This is a genomic window from Parviterribacter kavangonensis (assembly GCF_056863335.1).
In genome coordinates this window covers 2,945,446-2,964,561 of the sequence record NZ_JBXPJA010000001.1, presented here as the reverse complement: position 1 = coordinate 2,964,561, position 19,116 = coordinate 2,945,446, and the positions used below count along the sequence as shown (strand labels likewise).

At 66.0% G+C, this 19,116-nt stretch carries 15 protein-coding genes; 7 read left to right on the top strand and 8 right to left on the bottom strand.

Going from position 1 to position 19,116, the window contains the following annotated elements:
• The first annotated feature begins 15 nt into the window (after positions 1–15).
• Positions 16–867 (top strand): glycosyltransferase family 2 protein, encoded by an 852-nt coding sequence (locus AC1UE4_RS14900; protein ID WP_482918020.1) that lies wholly within the window; start codon positions 16–18, stop codon positions 865–867.
• Positions 868–887: 20 nt separating this feature from the next.
• On the opposite strand, the gene AC1UE4_RS14895 is transcribed toward AC1UE4_RS14900, so the two are convergent.
• Both AC1UE4_RS14895 and AC1UE4_RS14890 read right to left on the bottom strand, forming a co-directional pair.
• The gene (locus AC1UE4_RS14895; protein WP_482918019.1) at positions 888–2,390 is read right to left on the bottom strand and encodes a sugar transferase; all 1,503 of its coding nucleotides are present in this window, start codon (positions 2,388–2,390) and stop codon (positions 888–890) included.
• 171 nt (positions 2,391–2,561) lie between these two features.
• Complete coding sequence (locus AC1UE4_RS14890; RefSeq protein ID WP_482918018.1) at positions 2,562–3,338, bottom strand: hypothetical protein; 777 nt, start codon at positions 3,336–3,338, stop codon at positions 2,562–2,564.
• Positions 3,339–3,379: 41 nt separating this feature from the next.
• On the opposite strand from AC1UE4_RS14890, the gene AC1UE4_RS14885 reads away from it, so the two are divergent.
• Positions 3,380–4,387 carry a MauE/DoxX family redox-associated membrane protein gene (locus tag AC1UE4_RS14885; RefSeq protein WP_482918017.1) on the top strand — a complete coding sequence of 336 codons (1,008 nt, stop codon included), beginning with the start codon at positions 3,380–3,382 and terminating at the stop codon, positions 4,385–4,387.
• Here the strand turns inward: AC1UE4_RS14885 and AC1UE4_RS14880 are convergent.
• Positions 4,384–5,358, bottom strand: coding sequence for a nucleotidyltransferase family protein (locus AC1UE4_RS14880; RefSeq protein ID WP_482918016.1), 975 nt, complete (start codon positions 5,356–5,358; stop codon positions 4,384–4,386). The genes AC1UE4_RS14885 and AC1UE4_RS14880 overlap by 4 nt on opposite strands.
• Before the next feature lie 33 nt (positions 5,359–5,391).
• Entirely contained in the window at positions 5,392–5,982 is a 591-nt protein-coding gene (locus tag AC1UE4_RS14875; protein ID WP_482918015.1) for a hypothetical protein, read from the bottom strand.
• Between the two features lie 178 nt (positions 5,983–6,160).
• On the opposite strand from AC1UE4_RS14875, the gene AC1UE4_RS14870 reads away from it, so the two are divergent.
• Complete coding sequence (locus tag AC1UE4_RS14870) at positions 6,161–7,765, top strand: tyrosine-protein kinase domain-containing protein (RefSeq protein ID WP_482918014.1); 1,605 nt, start codon at positions 6,161–6,163, stop codon at positions 7,763–7,765.
• Here AC1UE4_RS14870 and AC1UE4_RS14865 read toward each other — a convergent pair.
• Positions 7,762–10,104 carry a glycosyltransferase gene (locus tag AC1UE4_RS14865; protein ID WP_482918013.1) on the bottom strand — a complete coding sequence of 781 codons (2,343 nt, stop codon included), beginning with the start codon at positions 10,102–10,104 and terminating at the stop codon, positions 7,762–7,764. The genes AC1UE4_RS14870 and AC1UE4_RS14865 overlap by 4 nt on opposite strands.
• A gap of 24 nt (positions 10,105–10,128) precedes the next feature.
• Between AC1UE4_RS14865 and AC1UE4_RS14860 the strand changes: the two genes are divergently transcribed.
• Positions 10,129–12,126, top strand: a complete 1,998-nt coding sequence (locus AC1UE4_RS14860; protein ID WP_482918012.1) for a glycosyltransferase — start codon at positions 10,129–10,131, stop codon at positions 12,124–12,126.
• A 221-nt stretch (positions 12,127–12,347) separates the two neighbouring features.
• Positions 12,348–13,223, top strand: coding sequence for a glycosyltransferase family 4 protein (locus AC1UE4_RS14855; RefSeq protein WP_482918011.1), 876 nt, complete (start codon positions 12,348–12,350; stop codon positions 13,221–13,223).
• A gap of 29 nt (positions 13,224–13,252) precedes the next feature.
• Here the strand turns inward: AC1UE4_RS14855 and AC1UE4_RS14850 are convergent, their stop codons facing one another.
• Positions 13,253–14,302, bottom strand: a complete 1,050-nt coding sequence (locus tag AC1UE4_RS14850) for a glycosyltransferase family 4 protein (RefSeq protein WP_482918010.1) — start codon at positions 14,300–14,302, stop codon at positions 13,253–13,255.
• Positions 14,303–14,644: 342 nt separating this feature from the next.
• Between AC1UE4_RS14850 and AC1UE4_RS14845 the strand changes: the two genes are divergently transcribed.
• Both AC1UE4_RS14845 and AC1UE4_RS14840 read left to right on the top strand, forming a co-directional pair.
• Complete coding sequence (locus AC1UE4_RS14845) at positions 14,645–15,739, top strand: glycosyltransferase family 4 protein (RefSeq protein ID WP_482918009.1); 1,095 nt, start codon at positions 14,645–14,647, stop codon at positions 15,737–15,739.
• Positions 15,740–15,886: 147 nt separating this feature from the next.
• Complete coding sequence (locus tag AC1UE4_RS14840) at positions 15,887–16,813, top strand: glycosyltransferase family 2 protein (RefSeq protein ID WP_482918008.1); 927 nt, start codon at positions 15,887–15,889, stop codon at positions 16,811–16,813.
• On the opposite strand, the gene AC1UE4_RS14835 is transcribed toward AC1UE4_RS14840, so the two are convergent.
• Positions 16,752–18,380 (bottom strand): lipopolysaccharide biosynthesis protein, encoded by a 1,629-nt coding sequence (locus AC1UE4_RS14835; RefSeq protein ID WP_482918007.1) that lies wholly within the window; start codon positions 18,378–18,380, stop codon positions 16,752–16,754. The two genes, AC1UE4_RS14840 and AC1UE4_RS14835, sit on opposite strands and share 62 nt — an antisense overlap.
• An 82-nt stretch (positions 18,381–18,462) precedes the next feature.
• Positions 18,463–19,104: an FkbM family methyltransferase gene (locus AC1UE4_RS14830; RefSeq protein WP_482918006.1), complete on the bottom strand. Its 642-nt coding sequence runs from the start codon at positions 19,102–19,104 to the stop codon at positions 18,463–18,465.
• Positions 19,105–19,116: the final 12 nt, after the last annotated feature.

Sequence of the window (19,116 nt, the reverse complement as noted above, 5' to 3'; positions counted from 1 at the left end):
CTATAGTCAGCCGCGATGGCGCCCGCGGTGGACGTAGTCGTTCCGGCGTACAACCCTGGGCCGTTCCTCCATCACGCCCTTCGCTCGGTGGTGTGCCAGTCGCACAACGATTGGCATTGCGTTGTCGTTGACGACGGATCTACCGAAGATCTGCGTTGGGTGGACACGATCGACCCGCGCATCCGGCGTATCCGTCAACCGAATGCAGGATTGAGCGCCGCTCGCAACCGCGGAATAGCAGAAGGACGGGCGCCTTTCGTGGCGTTCCTCGACGCCGACGACATCTGGCTGCCCAGGAAACTCGAGCGGCAGCTCGAAGCCCTAGTCGACAGTCAGGTGACGGTGTGCTCCACCAACTTCGACATGATCGACGAGCATGGCGAATTCGCGGGCGATGGGTTCGTCGGCTATGCCGAGTCCCGTACAGAGCTATTGCAAGGGAACGGGATCTGCGTGAGCACCGTGGTTGTTCCGCGATCGCACCTTGAGCGCGCCGGCTGTTTTGATCAGACGCTTCAGCAAGTGCAGGATTGGGATCTATGGCTGAAGCTCAGTAGGTCCGGACGCCCAGTGAAGCTCGTCGAACGGCTCGCGCGCTACCGGGTTCATGGAAGCAATATGAGCGCGAACTACATGAACATGCTGCGCGAATCGCTCACGGTCCTTCAGCGGAACGCCGACGGCGACGAGCGGAAGTACGCCGTCGTTGGGCAGAGGCGCGTTCGAGAACTAGCAGGCACACAGGCCTTCGACGCTTTTCGTGCTACCCGAGACGCCCGTCACCTCGTTCGCGCCGCGCGCCTACACCCCAGATACGTTCTGCGATCGCTGGCAATGAAGGCTACGCCGCGCCTCGGTTCGAGATAGCCGAAGCCCGGACGCGCGTCTCACATGCCGCCGCGGCTGAGGACGTAGGGGATCGTGCGTAGCATGATCTTCACGTCGTTCCACAGCGACCAGCCGGCGACGTAGAGGTAGTCGAGCTTTACCATCTCGCCGAGCGGCACGCGGGCGGAATCTAGGATCTGCCAGGGACCGGTCATGCCCGGGGTCAGCGCCAGACGGTGCCGGTCGTAGCCGGTCACCAACTCGTCTTCGTCAGCGATGAGGGGCCGCGGACCGACAAGGCTCATCGCGCCCTGGAGGACGTTGAAGAGCTGCGGGAGCTCATCGAGCGACGTCCTGCGCAGGATCGCTCCGACGCGCGTGATGCGCGGGTCGTCCTCGATCTTGAAGAGACCGCCGCGAGCTTGGTTGCGCTCGGCCAGCTCGGCCTTCCGCGCCTCGGCGTCGACGACCATCGTGCGGAACTTGAAGATCCGGAACGGCTGCCCGTCGCGCCCGATGCGCGTCTGACGGAAGAAGACCGGTCCGCGCGAGTCGAGCTTGATCGCCAGCGCGATCAGCGCCAGCAGGGGCGAGATCATCAGGAGCACCAGCAGCGAGCCGGCGATGTCGAAGGCGCGCTTGACCATGAGCGACGACCGCGTCAGTCCGAAGCGGCGGACGCCGAGGATCGTCATGCCCTCGAGCTCGTCGTACACCACGGCGTTCCCGACGACGTCGAAGACGCGCGGCAGAAGCGAGACGCGGACGCCGACACCCTTCGCGGCGCGTACGAGGTCGTGCATCTCCTCGGGCGGCAGGGTGTGCGGCTCGATGATGACCCGGTGGGCGTGCGTCCAGGCGATGAGCTCCGTCAGCTCGCGCGTCCCGTGGTTGCGATCGCCGCGACGGCCGGGGCGCTGCAGCGACATCCGGCCGACGAGCTCGAAGTCATGCCGGTTCGCGGTCTTCTCGCGCAGGCGCGTGAAGCTCTCGACATCGCCGATGAAGAGGACCCGCTCGCCCTTGGTCGCGCGCGTCGCGAGCCGGCGTGCGAGGCAACGAGCGATGAACGTCGTGGCCGCGAGCGACATCCAGAGCGCGAACGCCTGCTCCTTCCCGAGGCCGCCCTCGATGAGCGGCCCGTCGAGCAGCCAGATGACGAGCGTGTAGAGCGTCGCGAGCTGGAAGAGCTGCGGCGCCTCGTCCAGCGTCGACTTGCGGATGAGCAGCTCATCGCGGTCGTAGAGGCCCTGGATCTTCCCGACGAGGACGATGATCGGCAGCGCGAGGAAGAGGCTCGGCTTCAGCTGATCGTCGCCGAGCGTCGAGAGGGTCAGGGAGAGAGCGACGAGCGCGGCGACGACGTCCGCGTAGGCGAGGAGACGGCGGAAGACGCGGTTGCGCTGCTCGACCTCCGTCTGTTGGACGCCGAGTTCCGTGATCGGGAACTCGGGCTCGAGCGCCGGATCCCCTCCGCCGTGCAGCGGGATCGCCGCGTCGCCCCCCGACCGCAGCTGCGGCGGAACGAGCACGTCGAACGACTGGTGCGAAGTGGCGGCCATGAGTCGAGTCCCGGTGCGGCCGAACCGACCGTCGCTCGTTCCGCACGAGCGACGCTACGTATCCGGCGGCCGAACATGAATCGACACTTCGTCCAACCGGCATGAGGGGTTGAACGAATTTCCGACTCCTGGCGCAACGGTGGGGGAGGAAGATCCCCCTGCCGGCGGCAGTCAAGAGGAAAGGAGACCGAGAAGTGCAGCCGCGGCCTCGTCGGCCTCTCCGCGGTCACCCTCCAAGAAGACGGCTCCAGCAGCGGCGTGCGCTGTCGCTGACAGCGCCTCCGCTGAGCGAAAGCGACCAGCCACTGCATTCGCCAAGAGGGCCAGCGCACCCTGCCCGGGGGTTCCGACCGCCGGGCTCCATGTTGAGCCGGGTCGATACTGGGTCACGGCGATCATCGTCACCTCCGCGGCCGATTGGCCGACGGCGCCACCCATTGAACCGACGTCGTGTGGCGTGCCATAACGCTGGCCGTTCTGGCGAATCGAGAGAAGCCGCGGATACGGGTGAACCCGTCCTTCATGATCGAGCACCGCGAACTCGTCGGAGTAGTACACCGCTCCCGCTTCGACGAGGGCGCCCACGAGTGCGCTCTTGCCGGCGAAGCTCGGGCCGGGGAGCACGATCGCCCTGCCGTCGACTGCGACGGCACCCGAGTGAATGAAGATCCTCTCGCGCGCGAGGAACGCGATGCGGTTGCGCAGCTGGGCATCCAAGAGGTGCACGGCGACATCAGCCGCGACGCCGTCGGCCACCTCGAGCTCTTCGACCATCACGTCGTAACCTCCGCGCGGATTAGGCCTGATTGTCAGATGCCCGTCTTCGGGGAATCCTTCAAAACGGCGCCAATCCGGCGGTAGAATCCGTTCCACCGCAGGGAGGAGCGTCTCGTCCTGCACTTCGACGTCCAGCTTGACGCCGTAGCTGTCGAGAACTATGTGGGCCATGCCTGTGGAACTCGCTTGATCGTTATTCGAAGGACTGCGTCGTGGATACCGTTCTCATAGTTGCACGCGCCGCGCTCGTGCTCGTCTTCCTCACCGCGGCGCTGGCGAAGCTCGCGGACCGCCAAGGTTCCTACGGGGCACTCGAGGACTTCCGCGTCCCGCAGCGGTTCCTTCCCGTCGCGGTTCTCGCGCTACCGATCGCGGAGCTGATGGCAGCCATCCTGCTCATCTTCGGCTCCACCGCGGTCCTCGGCGGGCTTCTCTGCTTGTTGCTTCTCGCCGGCTTCATCGCCGGCATCGCCGCTGCGCTGAGGCGGGGCGAGACGCCGGATTGCCACTGCTTCGGTCAGATCCATTCGGAGCCGGCCGGCCAGCCGACCATCTGGCGCAACGTCGCGCTCGCCGCCGTCGCTGCGCTCGTTGTCGTCGCGGGTGGAGGGCCTTCCATTGGGGACTGGTGGACTGAAAGCAGCGGCGACCGCATCGGACTGGCCGCGACGTCGCTACTCGCGCTGAGCTTCGGGTACATCGCGCTTGAGCTCTGGCGTGACAAGCGGCGCACGAGTGGTCGTCCGTCGCCCTCGAACATCGCGGCAGAGCCGGCAGTCGGCGATGTGCTTCCAGCCTTCTCCGTGAGGGACGAAGGCGGTCGCGAGGTGGGTCCGGCGGAGCTCGTGGCCGAGCAGCGCACCATCCTCGTGTTCACGAGTTCCACTTGCGGTCCGTGCATCGGCCTGCTTCCGGAGCTCGCCCGTTGGCGCGACATGCTCACAGGACGTCTGACGATCCACGTCCTTGCTGCGGGCGACGAGGATCGGAATCGTGAGCTTGCCGAGACTCACGGCATGGCGGTCTTCCTCGACGCGCAGGCGGAAGCTGCTAACGCCTGCGGCGTGACGGCGACGCCGACCGCGCTGGAGATCGGGCCCGACCGTCGTGTCGCAAGCCCCTCGGCTGCCGGAGCTCCCGCGATCGAGGCGCTCATCCGTAGCGCTCTCAAGCGGCCGACCGGGCCCCCCGAGCTGTCGATCACGACGGTCGGTGGCTAGGCGTCGTCGTCAGACCCCAGCCGTCGGCGCGCTTTGATCGCCGCGGGCAGCCGGGCGGCCAACCGAACCGGCCGAGTGAGGTAGGCAGCAAGCAGTCCCGCCGGTCCGCGACGCGCCAGAGCGGAGCCCCGCCGCATGACATCCGGAGGGGGAAGGACCAAACGCGCAATGAGGGAGGCGCGTGCGCGAACGCCGGGGGCTCGCGCGACTGAGTCGAGGAAGCTCGCACTCCATGGTGCGCCGGCCCAGAGCAGCCGCAGGGCCGGACTCGGTTCAGTCGCCAGTCCGAGCCGAGCCGCGATGGTGGCCCCCTTGGGCAGGATCCCCAGGCCGACGCCGAACGGTCCTTCCGCACCGAGTTCCACTGCGATCTCGTGGGCTTCCTGCCAGCACGCGAATGGCAACCGCTCTACTGCGGCGTGCAGGTCGCCGAGCGACCCGGCCCATTTGGGGCCGTGGTGTGCGGCGTGCATTGAAACGAGGAAGGCGGAGGCCGGAGCGTCGAGGATCTCCGTCGGAGCTCCGCCGATCACTGCGGACTCGACGTGCGCCGTCATGGCCTGCCACACACGGGCGGGCTCTGACGTCACCTGCGGAAGCGACGTATGGACGTCCAATACGAATCCGTCGGCGCTCCGAATCCACGATCCGCCGTGCAACGCGCCGAGCGCGCCGATCGATACGCCGAGCCCAGGGTCCGTCTGCGTTGATGGTGCCTCCACGTCGAACTGCTCGAACCCGCTGGCGAGCAAGCACCGAGCAGCGCGTTCTGCGGATCGACTCTCGATCAGCAGATCGACGTCGGAGTACTCGCGATCCGTCGGTGAGTCGTAGAGCAGGTTCGCGAACGCTCGGCCCTTGAGCAAGATGCTTCGCACTCCCGCGGCCGCGAGAGTGCGACGGATCTCTGCGCCCTTGACGTCGAGCCGGAACGTACGTGCGGCTACGTCGGAGCGGGACGGCTGCGGCAACGCCTGCCGTTCAGGCGAGCCCGACGATCTCGGTCAGGCGCAGAGCGTCTTGTCCGCGTTCTGCCCGGTTCGGCATGCTCCGGAGCAGCACAGGTACTTGTTGTTGCCCGTGCAATCGGCACCGCCGGGCTTCTGGCCGGAGCTGGTGCACTTGACGCACGTCCCCGTGCCGCCGCAGACCAGGGCGGTCGAGCTCCCGACCGCAGTGTCGCAGCAGGTGCTCGTGGTGCTCGCGCTGGGCGAGCAAGCCTCGTTCTCCTTCTTGCAGCTGTTCGGCGAGAGCGTCGAGGCGGCGGTCGCAACGGACGTCGAGACCACTAGAGGCGTTGCGACCGCGGCCATGCTGATGCCGGCCATCTTCCGCAGTGCGTCCCGGCGCGAAAGCGCGCTCGCCGCAGAAGCCGGGTGCAGCAGATCCTTGTCAGCGAGCTCGGCCAGGGCCGCCTCGACCGCCCGATCGGCGTCCGCGACCCCTTCCGACGAAAGCTCCGCCGAGAGGGTGTCCGATGAAGCACCGGAACCCGAGCCGCGCCACACATGGGCCGCGACGCGGGACAGCGAATGGGCGACATCCGTCCGCTTGTCGTAGATCAGCAGCTCGTCACCGAGCTCCTGGACGATCAAGTCGTCAGTTCGCGCGAAGTAGCGGGTAGGTGAATTCATGGTGACAACGAGCTCCCGTGGCGGCTCCGGAAAAGTGCACCTTAGATCTTCGACAGTTCCGGTCGCAATCTTTAGACGAATGTCCGATCGATTGGCGTGTAGGCGCCTGACGCCTGGACCGTAGGTACCCTTGCGCCCAATGGAACGTGGCCCCGAGGAACATCTGAGCATCGGCGACTACCTCGCGCCGCTGATCCATCGCAAGTGGCTGGTGATCGCCATCACGGTGCTGGCGACGGCTGCGGCGTACGCCTACTACGAACGACAGGAGAAGGTCTACCGGACGTCGACCAAGCTCTACGTTGCGCAGGAAGGCAACCCGCTCATCGGGACCGGTGCCGGCTACAGCGACGACCGATCTGTTGAGAATCAAGCGACGCTGCTGACATCTCAGGACGTCGCGCGCGCGGTGGCGAAGCGGATCTCGTTCAAGGGATCGCCGAGCGAGCTTGCGGGGCGCGTGACGGCCACGCCCTCGGGCGGGGCAGACTTCATCACGATCACTGGCCGCGGTACCACTGGGCCGGAGGCGGCCGCCATCGCCAACGGCTTCGCGGCCGCCTTCATCGATGTCCGTAGCGCCGATCGCCGTGAGCAGATCGACAAGGCGCTCGAGTCGTACCGCAAGCAGCTGGAGCAGCTGCCCAGGGGTTCATCCACAGCAGCCGAACGCACGGAGATCGCGAGCAACATCCGCCAGCTCGAGGTTGCGCGGAGCAGCGCACCGGGCAACGCCTCACAGATCGATCCGGCTGAGGCTCCCTCGAGCCCGGTCGGACGGGAGCCATGGAAGAAGGCGCTGTTCGCTGGGTTCGCGGCGCTGATTGGGGCCATGCTTCTCGCCTACTTGCTGCACCGACTCGACCCGAGGCTGCGCTCCGTTGATGAGGCGGCGGCCGTTTACAAGCGGCCTGTTGTCGGCAGTGTTCCGCACGACGAGGACATCGACGCCTTCGACGATGGTCGACCGGTCCTGTCGAGTGCGTCGAAGGAGGCGTTCCGCGAATTGCGGTTGAACCTCGACCTGAGCGCCCTGGACCGCCAGCACTTCACGATCCTCGTCACGAGCGCCGGTCCGGGAGCCGGGAAGTCGACGGTTTCCCGCAACCTCGCGCTCGCCTATCACGAGGCGGGGCGGCGGGTCGCGCTTGTCGATGCGGATCTGCGTAAGCCGACCCTGCCCGCGCTGCTTGGTGTGAACGTGGAGGGCGGCCTCACCGAGGTACTCGCGGGTGAGCGGGCGCTCGATCAAGCGGTCAACGCCATCAATGCGGGGTCTTCCGGGCTAGGGGTACTTGGGGGCGTGAGTCATCACGAGGCGAACGGCGGCAATGGGCCAACACCGTCCTCCGGCGAAGACATCCACCTCCTACCGGCCGGGGCGCAGCCGCCCAACCCACCGGCGGTCCTGGAGTCCGCCGCGATGGCCAATCTCCTCCGCGCGGTGGCCGATAGCCACGATGTGGCGATCATCGACTCTGCGCCGCTGACCGCAGTCAGCGACTCGATCCCGCTGCTTTCGCGCGTCGACGCCGTGATCGTCGTTGCTCGCTCCGGCGTGACCGATAGGCGCAGCGCTCAGAGGGCGGCGGACATCATCAATCGCGTTCCGGGGGCGAATCTCGTGGGCGTCGTCGTCAATGACCTGTCGGGTCCGGAGGCGGGCGCGTACGGCGCGAACTACGGCTACGGCTACGGCTACGGCGACGCGCCGAAGAAGACGCCCGCCTCGACAAGCGTCTAGCACTGGCGCCGGCTGCGGAGGACGTCGTCGTAGACGTCCTCGACGCAGGCCGCGTGGCGCTCACGCCCGAAGCGCTCGAGCGCGTAGGACCGCGACTCGCCGGAGGGATGTCGTCGTAGCAACTCGTCGACCGCTGAGGCCCAGAGAGCGATCGCGTCCGGCGGCAGCACGCGTCCGTCGACCCCATTGCGCAGGATCTCCGGCGGTCCACCGCGGTCGGTTGCGACGACTGGTACGTCCATGGCGAGCGCCTCGATGATGGTGCGGCCGAACGGCTCCTCGGTCGACGGGACGAGGAGGACGTCGAGTGCCGCGACGATCTGTTCGACGTCGTTGCGTTCACCAAGGAAGTGGACGGCATCGCTCAGCCCGAGCTCCTCGACGAGCGCATGCAGCCGCCGCTCGTAAGCGCGGTTGTCGTAGGTGGTTGCGGCGCCGATGAACTTGGCGGAGCCAGCGATGACCAGTTGAGCATCGGGGTGAGAACCTCTGATGCGCTCGAGGATCCGGATCGCCCGGTCCTGACCCTTCCATGGCGTGATCTGGGCGACGATGCCGAGAACGGGGCTCGAATCGATTCCGAGTTCCTCACGCACGAGTCTGCCGTCCACCCGCGAAGGGTCGAATCGGTCTGTGTCAACCGGGTTGTCGATCACGACCAGACGGGGCAGCGGGGTTCGCCCGTGGAACTGCTCGGCAGCGCGCTTCGACACGGCTATGACCGCGTCTGCGCGGCGTGAAAGGAACGAGCGCACGAGCCAGGCCAGAGGGTTCGCCGGCAGCAGGTCGCGGCAGTGCACGACGCGAGGCGGTCCATCGTGCAAGGTCGAGACGAGAAGACCTGCACGCAGCGAATTGGCGTGCACCACCTCGGGCCGGATGGCCAGGATGTGCCGGCGCAGATCTCGGCGTGCGCCGAACGCACGGACGAGCTCACGCGGCGTTTGGACGAGGCTCACGCGGAACGTGGGTTGACTGCATCGGATGGAGTGCACGTTCACACCCAGTTGCCGTGCGGCGTCGGACAGGGCGCCAGGCGGGCAGGCGAGGTGAACGTCGTCGCGCGTTCCAAGGGTGCGAAGCAGTTCGAGCAACGACCGCTGGCCGCCACCGATCTCGTCTTGGTGATCGACGAACAGCAGACGGCGCCGCTTCGTGCGGCCAAGCAAGCCGTCGTAGACATCGACGACGGCCCGCGCGTACCGATCGCGATCGAACTTCTCCCTGACCTTCCCGCTCGCGCGCTGCCCGATCGCCTTGCGACGTGCCTCATCGTCGAGGAGGGCGTCGAGAGCGGCCGCCCACGGACCGGGGTCGCGTGGAGGAAGGACTATGCCGTCGACTCCGTCGTCGATGAACTCACTTGGACCTCCGACGGCCGTCGCGATGACGGGCGTCTCCAGCGCCATTGCTTCAATGATGCTGCGCCCGAACGGCTCCTCCCACGAGGGGGCCAGAAGCACATCGAGTGAGCGCACTATCGCGGGCACGTCACTCCGCTCACCCCAGAACTCCACCCGAGCATCGAGACCTAGCGAGGCCACGAGCGACTTGAGCTCTGCGAGGAACGCCGTGTTGTCGAAGCGCGTCGCCTTGTCGATGAACTTGGTCTCGCCCACGATCAGCAGCCGTGCGTCCCGGTGTCGCTCGGCGAGGAGGCTGAGCGCCCGAATCGCTACGTCTTGGCCCTTCCAGGGAGTGATCTGAGCGATCTGGCCGACAACCTTGGCGTCGGTCTCGATACCCAGCGCGTTCCGGGCGTCGGCGCGGGAGAGCGAAGCCGGGTCGAACTGCGACACGTCGAGCGGGTTGAACAGCATCCGGACGCGGCGAGCCCCGCGACCCGCGACGAAGGCCCGAGTGGTGTAGTCGGAGATCGTGATGAGGGCGTCTGCGGTGTGGCATACCAAGCGGCGAACGAGCGACGCCGAGGCCGACTGGGGGAGGGCGTCATGGATGTGCACGACGATCGGCGCAGCTAGCCATGGACGCACCGTGCCCGCGATTAGCCCTGCGCGGATGGAATTCGCGTGGATGACGTCCGCTCGCGTGGCCTTCGCGGCACGCGCCAGAGCGCGCCCCGAGGACCCGATCTCACGGAATGCCTGCGGCGTGTGTCGCGGGTGGAGCCTGAGACTCCCCGCGGTTCCGCGGAACGGCAGAACCGGCACGCCGAGCTGCCGAACCATGTCCGCAAGCTGACCTTCCGGGCACATCACCGTCGGATGCACGCCGTCGGGTAGAGCGGCTATGAGATCGATCAGCGCTCGCTGGGCGCCGCTCACGAGACTCGTGTGGTCCAGGAAGAGGACGCGTAGAGGTCGGCCGTCGCTGATCACGAGAACCCTATGCTGCCGATTTCCATGACGCACGGGATCTTGGCGCGACTGCCCGACTTCCTCGTTATCGGCCAAGAGGATTGGGATGAGGTGGAGCGGCGCAACCAGCTGCTCATCCGCGCGCTGGCCGAACGCAACCGGGGCACGCGCTTCCTCTTCGCCGAGCAGTCACTGCGTCCGCGTGAGGCGACGCGCCGGCGGCCGTCGCGCGTCCGTCAGGTCGCCGACAACATCTGGGCGGTCCGAGCCATTCGGCCGCTCCCGGATGGCACCTGGAAGGCCCTGAGCGATCGCGTCGAGGCGGCAACCATCGCGCGCGCCGCTCGCCGGCTCGGCTTGGGGCGGCCGATCCTCTGGACGCAGGACTCGAGGACGCTCGACCTCCTCCCGTGGCTTCCGCACTGCAAGCTGCTGTACGACTTGACGGACGACTGGGCAGCCTTCGAGGACGATCCGAGCCGCCGGCGGCTCGTTCAGGACCGCATCGAGGCGTTCGGACGCCAGGCGGACCTCGTCCTCGCCTGTTCGCGCTCCCTCGAAGCGGGCGCGCGCGTGTGGGCGGATGGCCGCGTCGAGTACCTGCCCAACGCCGTCGACCCGCCCCGGGACCCCGTCGACACACCGGAGGATCTGGCGCGGCTCCCGGGCCCCCGACTCGGCTACGCCGGCACCCTGCATGCGGCGCGGCTCGACGTGGAGCTCCTTGTGGGCGTCGCCCGGCTCCGACCCGAATGGTCGCTTGTCTTCCTCGGTCCCGACCTACTTGACGAGCCGAGTCGCCGCCAGCTGCTGGCACTACCCAATGTGCATCATCTCGGCGTCCGTCCGCACGACCAAGTCCGCGCCTACCTTGCCGGGTTCGACGTCTGCCTGCTGCCCAATCTCGTGAACGACTTCACCCGGAGCCTTGATCCGCTGAAGATCTACGAGTACCTCGCTGCGGGTCGGCCGATCGTGTCGACCCCCGTCGAAACGACGCCAGACTTGGGTGATCAGATCTCCATCGCCGAGACGCCCGAGCAAATGGTCGCGGCGGCCGAGGAGCTCATGAGTGAGGACTCAGAGCGCCGGGTCGCGACTCGGCGCGAGTCGGTCGCCGATGAGACGTGGCAGGCACGCGCCCAGCAGATCGAGCGACTCCTCGGGATCGACGCGGCCGCCGCTCCGACAGACGAAGTCTCGGTCGTCATCGTCAGCTACAACACCCGAGATTTGCTCGAGGAATGCCTGACAACCCTGCGCGATCAGAGCAACGTGCGGCTCCAGACGATCGTCGTCGACAATGCGTCAGAGGACGGCAGCGTCGAGATGGTCCGCAGGCGCTTCCCCGACGTGGAGCTCATCGAGACAGGGGAGAACGCAGGCTTCGCCAAGGCGAACAACATCGCGTTCGATCGCTGCCGCGGTGAGTACATCCTCCTTTTGAATTCCGACGCATTCCTGGAGCCCGGGGCCATCGAGCAACTTGTCGCGGCGGCGCGACGGCATCCTCGGGCAGGAGCGGTCGGCGCTCGGCTCCTGAACCCCGACCGATCGCTGCAACGTTCGGCATGGCCATTCCCAGTTGTGTGGCGACTCGCTGCGGAGGCTGTTCTTCTTCACCGATTGCTTCACCGGGTCGGCGTGCTTGAGGATCTCAGGACTTGGGCCCACGACGACGAGAGAACGGTCGACTTCCTCATAGGCGCCTGCTTGCTGCTTCGGCGCGATGCGTTGTCGTCCGTCGGTGGGTTCGACGAGCGATTCTGGCTCTACGGTGAGGAAGCCGACTTGCAGCGTCGCATGAGAGATAAGGGCTGGTCAGTCCTGTTCACTCCGCACGCGGTTGCGGTACATGTAGCGGGCGGGTCTTCGGCAGACTCGACCACACGACTGCGGAACTTCTATTCAGGACAACTTCGATTTCTTGAGAAGCACTCCGGCCGTCTCGCCCGTTACGTCGGCCAAGCCGTGTTGATCCTTACGATGGTTCTGCGACGCCGCTGGACCGCGGCGGCGGTCGCGGCGCGGTTGCGCTTGTAGCGCTTTCTTACTGATGTCGAAACGAGCGTGGGACCATTAGGCATCGCCCGAGAGTTGCGTTCGTCACTGGCCCGCGCGCGGCCCAGGCGATGGGCCTGGAGACCGCAGAAGCGCGGTTGATCGCAGCCCTCCGTCGCTCTCCGGGCGACCCCGCGCTCGCGTTTCGTGTAGCCGGCGGCCGCGCGGCCCGCATACATGCTCGCGCGCTAGGTGCATCTTGGGTGCCGGCTCGTCAGGGTCGTGCGCTGCCCTGGGCTTGGCGATCGGTCGACCTGGTTCACCTTGCCGGTCTCGACGTCCAGCCGCCGAAACGCAAGCCGTTCGCTTTGACGGTCCACGATCTTGCCGCGCTGCGATTCCCGGACGAAGGCACTCTGGCGCCCTGGGTCCCTCGTGCCCTGCTTGATGCCGCGGCCGTCATTGCGGTTTCGCACTTCACTGCGCGCGAGCTATCGAGTTTGATGGACGTGCCGCCCAGCAAGATCTGGGTCGTTCACAACGGGCCGGGGCAGGAGATCGGTCGTGAGGTCACGGCCTTCGGGGACGATGAGCTCGCGCGTCGAGGTCTGTCGCGTCCGCTCTTCGTTCGACTCGGGGGGTACACGCAGCGGAAGAACGTGAGCGTATTGCTGGACGCCTGGCCGGAGGTTCGTCGGCGTACAGGCGGAACGCTCGCTTTGATCGGTCCTCCGCAGCGCGTTCGTGATCGCCTGCTCAGCGATGCGCCACTGCGAGATGGGATCGTCGTCTTCGACTACTTGGATTCGCCCACGGTTGCTCGCTTCATTCGAACTGCAGATGTCTTGGTTTCAACCTCGGTGTACGAGGGCTTCGGTCTACCACCCCTCGAAGCCATGCGTGCCACTACTCCGGTCGTAGCCGTCGAATCGCAGGCCGCGAGAGAGGTTTGTGGCGATGCAGCGCTCTACGCCGAGAACGACACAGAAGCACTTGCCGCTGCCATCGAGCAAGTAGTTCGCGACGACCTTCTACGACGGTCCATGCAGGAGAAGGGTGCCGCGCGGGCGCCACTGTTCACCTGGGAGCGTGCGGCTCAGAAGCTGACCGATGCCTACACTGCCATCGCCAAAGGCTAGGTCGACGTCGCGATCTGCCGCAGGGCGACCTAGCTGCGACTTTGCTTGTACAGCTGCTGGTACTCGTCGACTACTCGAGACCAGCTGTAGCGCTCAACTGCGTCCCCAGGGACGGTGATCGCCGGCGAACGAAGCGCGTCTACGATGCCGGCGGCGAGTACGGCTTCCCGTTCGTGGTCTACAGCCCAGCCGTGAGGGCCGACGACCTCCATCAAAGCGGGCAATCCCGAGTGCAGCACCGGCCGTCCCGCAGCCAAGGCCTCAAGGGCAGACATACCAAAGGCCTCGAGTCGGCTCGGCACCGCCGCAATCTGTGCGAGGCGCGCCTCTGCGCGGAGCTGCGCGTGCGACATTCGGCCAAGTAGTTGCACTCCGTCCCCGGCCGCAGCGACAAGCGCCTCCTGTTCCGAACCGTCGCCGGCAATCCAGAGGCTCGCGTGTGGGCAGGCGCGTCGAACTCGCGGCCACGCCGCCACAAGCCGGTCGAAGCCTTTCTGCTTCTCCAATCTCCCCCAAGCCAACACACGACCGCTCGGTTGAGTACGCGCTGTCTGCCAGTCGCGGGCGTCGATGCCGTTTGGGACGACAACGCCTGAATGCGCGATGCGACGGCTGAGCGAAGAAGCGTCGTTCAGACACTGTTGACTCGGGGCCGTCACGAACGAAGCGACACGACATGCATAGCGAAACGCGGCGCGTATGTACCGGCTCTTCGCGAACACGCCTTGGGCGTCCCCTAGAACCTCGCCGTGAGTTGACACCAGCAGCGCTATGCGCCTTCGCTGGACGTAAGCAACTAGGGGGAGTACCTGTGAGGAAACACCATGGAGGTGAACCACGTCTGGCATCGGCAGATCCCGAAGCCGGGTCAGCGCTCGCCGTGTAGACATCACGTAGTTGCGGATCCCCTGGGGACGTCGGGTTGGCGGCTCGAAGGGCAAACGGTGAACGGAGACGCCGTTGATCTCTTCGAAGGCCGGGAGGCTCGATGGATACCGGTGCGTGATCACAGTGACGTCATTGCCTGACGCCTGAAGCTCCGTCGCGAGCCGCGCCGTCACTGTCTCGATACCGCCCACATGGGGGTAGAAGCGGCTAGGACTAAGCCAAACTCGCACGAGCGTGGGACTTTTCAAGCTTGTATGTCATCGCCGCCTGCGACGTTCCACTCCCGCGCCCAAGGCTAACGTTCGACCACGCCCGAGCATTGCGCCGCCGAGATGCCCGTGCGGTCAGCTCAGCCGGCGCCACGCCGGTGCGCTCGGCGCCCGCAGAGCAGGTGCCGCCCTTAGGCCATCTCAACCGTGCGGCGAGGCGATACGCCAAGACAAGTATTGTACGGAAACGAACTTCGCCACGCTGGCCTCAAACGGGGGACGGATCTACTCAATGACTGGCGTGCATGGGCGAGTTCTAAGCAGATGCAGACGCCACGAGTCGCTTGGTTGAGTGCTGAGACGCCGGACCGCCACGGAAACGGGGGTCAACGACGGCAGTTTCACCAAGTCCGGGCTCTGGCGCAGGCCGGGATCGAAGTGCATGTCGCCAGCGCGGTGTCGGAACAGGATGACACCAGCGTGCGGGCCATCGCACCCGTTACCCGGATCGACTGGTCGCGGTGGAACCGGTACCACCGGAGGGCTGATCGGGCGCTCTACTCCTTCCTCCGACGCGCCGACGTCGGTGCCGCAGTTGTCGCGCACCTCGAGTCTGTGCGCCAAATGGCGCCCGCCCTCCGACGCGCTGGCATTCCTTGGTTGCTCGACTTTCATAACGTGAACTCGCGGTGGGCCGCGTATCAAGGCGATCACGATGAGGCCCGTGCATGGAAGTCATGCGAGCAGGCCGCGGTGCGAATGGCGAACGCTGCTGTGTGCTGTTCGGCCGAAGAGCGCAACGCACTCCAGGAGATCGCGCCTGGGGCGACGATCAGGGTGGCGCCGCACGGAGTCGATCCCGACGAATGGCCGGATAACGCAGTCGCCGACGAGCGCGAGCAGAGTGTTGTCATCTTCGGCAATTGGTTTCATGCCCCAAACACCGCCGGGGCACACTGGTTCATGAGCGATGTGTGGCCCTCCGTTCAAGAGGCGATTCCTGCTTCTCGCCTGCTCCTTGCCGGCTCAGGGAACGCGCCCGAGCCGCCGCCTGGATGCCGGGGGATTGTGGACCTCGGACGCGTGCCCGACCTTGCACAGGTTCTAGGGCGTGCGACCGTCGTCGCGGTACCTATTGTTAGGGGCATCGGTGCGCGGATGAAATTTCCCGAGGCACTGGCCAGCGGCGCGGCGGTGGTTTCGACGCCGCTCGGAGCGCAAGGCCCGGAAGCAAGCGGTCGTTACATCGAAGCCGGCACTGCGGAGACGTTTGCATCCGCGTGCGTGCACTTCCTCAGCGACGTCGCTGGCGCCGCCTCCTTCGGTCGCGCCGCGCGCGAGTACGCGCTTGCGAACCTCAGCTGGGATGGCACCACCCGGCCCATCATCGAGTGGGCGGAGCATGCGGCCAAGCGGTGACCGTCGGAGGGTCATGTGGCACGTGGTTTCCGTGTTGACAGCTGTCAGGAGGCGCAACTCACCGGGGGAGTCGGACTAGATGCGTTCTTGGCGCGTTGAGTCCTCTGCTGTCGACGGCGAAATGCAGTGAAACAGACCTCTCAATGAATGTCAGTAAGTGTCGTAATCTGCAGTCACAACGGTGAGCGGCTTCTCGACGAGGCGATAGCTGCAGCCCGCGCCAGCCTGAGTTACGCCGGCGGCGGGCAGCTGGTCCTCGTCGACAGTGCGTCGACCGATCGCACCGGGGCGATCATGACCGCTCACGCTTCGGGCGACGGCGTACTTGCGTTGCGCGAGTCACGTCGGGGAAAGTCGCATGCGCTGAACGCCGCCATACCACACCTCACAGGTGACGCAATCTTGTATACGGATGACGACGTGGTCGTTCCGGAGGCCTGGGTCAGAGAGTTGAGCCGTCCGCTTCTCAGCGGGTACAGCCTGAGCGCCGGCGCCGTCCATCTGGCGGACGATGTGGCCGAGCGGCTATCGGATAGGCAGCGCGAATTCCTCGCGGACACTCGATATATGAACCTTGGTGCGCACCCTCCGCGGACGGTTGTCGGAGCAAGCATGGGAGTGTCCCGGCACGTGTTCGAGGCCGGCTTCAGCTTCGAGCCGGCGCTCGGTCCCGGCGCTTTGGGCTTCATGGAGGAGACCTTGCTTCACCTACAGGTCAGCGAGGTTGGTGGCACGACCGCTTTTGTTGGTTCAGTGCCAGTTTCGCATCGAGTCGACGTCAGTCGGCTTACTCGTACCGCTTGGTCCCGTCGCGCCACGCAGCAGGGAATCTGTGAAGCGTGGATTCGACACCATTGGCTGCACGGCACGATGTCGGCCCGTGAGTTCGCTCGCCACGTGCGGTCCGAGGGACGCCTGTTCGAGCGTCGGACGTCGGACCGGCGAAGCGAGGAGGACGAGCTTGACCTCGTCCGTCAGGTGGCGAGCGGACGCTGGACGCTTCGGCACCGCTTTACGAAGCGACGCTATCCGAAGCGGTGGGCGCCGAGACTGGCGCCGCTGGTACGGCGCTAAGCCACGGGTCGACAAGCGGTCGCAGCCGCCGCGGTAACAGCGCAGTCAGCGGAGCGACATCACGTTGCGGGAGAAGGCCGCCTGACACGTAAGCAAGCGTCGCGAAGGTGACGGTTCCGACCACGTACGCGGCGATCGCGCCCGCCCCATCGTTAACAGTCGCGACCAGCGCGCCGGCAACATACGCGGCCGCGGCCGAGCCACAAGCAAGCGCCAGGAGCTTGAGCGCCGGAACACCTGGGCGCGTCGCGACGCTCTGCTTGGAGACGCCGAGACTCATCAAGCCAAGTGCTGTCAACGCCCCGGCGGCGTTCGCAATCACGGCTCCCCAGACGCCCAAGCCCGGGATGAGCCCGATGGCGACCACAACGTTTACCACTAGTGCAATGGCGTAGGCGCGCACAAGCAATCCTGGCCGGCCGATCGCTTGGCCGAGCGCAAGGTACGGTTGCGCGGCCGACTGAAGAAGTGATACCGCCGCCAGCGCGAGGAAGACCTGACCCGTTCCCTCAAACTCAGGGCCGAACAGGACCGGCGCGACCAGCATCGTTCCGACGGTCGCGGTGCCCGCCATGAAGGCGGCGCCGGTGGCGGCAAGTCGCAACGCGCGACCGAACGCTGCATGGATGCGCTCCGGGTGCGCGCCGGCAACGGCAGAAAGCGCTGGAATCAGCGGGCCGAGCAACGTGTCAATCGGTGTGGTCAGGCGCTGCGAAAGCCCATAAGCCAGGGCGAACAGCGCTATTGCGCGCTCGTCTCCGAAAGCGTCTAGCACCACTATTTCGGATCGCGAGAAGACGAGCGTCGAGATCGTAACCAGCGCCAATGTGCTGATCCCGAACCGCCAGAATCCGGTCGGGAGGTTCCGTGGGAAGCGGGGGGTGAGGGAAGCGCGACGTAGCTCAGGGCTGAGTACATGCAGCCACGCTGGCACGAGTGCCGCCGCCGCCACGTAGGTTGCGACCCACACGGCGGCCGCGGAGCCCCCAGCCGCAGCTACGACGATGGACGCTGCTGCGCTCACGAGGCCGCCGACGAAGGCGAACTTAGCCGCAGTTGCGCCCCTGTTCTCAGCTTGAAGGGCATGAATAGCTCCTGAAGCGATCGTCAGCAACACGCAGCCGACGATGAGAGCCGCCGCCGCGGCGGCGGGCGGACGCGCGAGAGCCAGGACAACCGCCAAGACGATCGGAAGTCTCAGCATGTTCCAGCCGAGCGTTTTGCTGAGAACATCCCGCGTGGCCTCAAGATTTCCTGCCGCAAAGGTGGCGCTCGTCGTCCGCGTGGCAGACATCGCAACCCCGAAGTCGAGGACGTTGAGGACGAGAGGGACGATGAAGGCGAGGTAGGCGAACCGCCCATATTCCGTAGGCCCAAGGCTTCGGGCGATAACGACGCTGACGACGACGGCCAGCGGAAGGGAAATCACGCTCGAAAGCGTCGACCAGACCACCGCGTGGCTGGCACGTCGCTGAACCTCCGCCGGGGACAGTCCCGTACCGGCTTCGGTAGTCATGACGGCCTCGTCCTCGCCTACCGGGCCTTCCGCTCGGTGCGCGCCAGTCATTCGGACAGCGTATTCAGGCGCTAACAGAGGACGACGGCTGGCGGCGTACCACTCATCAGAACACTGACGTGCCGGCAGTCGATTAGCTGGCGGAAGCCGCCGTCCACCTGTACGCGACGGTATCGAATCGGCCCACCGCGATTTGATACCCAGTGCCGATGAGCAGGCTTACCGCCTCCTCGCGGTCACGCCGCGAAAGATGAGCGTGCTCGAAGTTGACGACGCTCGGAAGCCGGCGGGGAAGGTCGAAGAGCCGCAGTAACTGGAAGTCGTACCCTTCTGCGTCAATCTGTAGTACGTCGACTTGATTCGAGTCGCGGAGCAACGTGTCGAACGTCACGGTCGAGACAGCGATCTTCCGAATTCGCAGCGGGCGATCCGGAACGTATCTTTGATGGCGCTCGATCGTTGCTAGTTCGAACGACGCGAGCTGTGCCACCCACTCCGGCATCCCGTCCGGCTCAACTGTGTACAAGTCGCGCTGGCCGTCGCGGTCGCTAATTGCGGCGTTGACCAGTTGGACAGTCTCGCGGTTGGCGTGCAGGTTACTGAGGCGCATGAACGGCTCAGGTTGCGGCTCAACGAGGATCGCGCGGCAGTCGTATCGGTCCAGGGCGTCACGGATCGGGTCGTTAGCCGCACCGTCGAACGCGCCGACTTGTACGATTGTGAACGGTCGCCGAGTATGCGCAGCGAGATGCGCGAGAACAAGCTCGACGCTCACGCGAAGATCGTG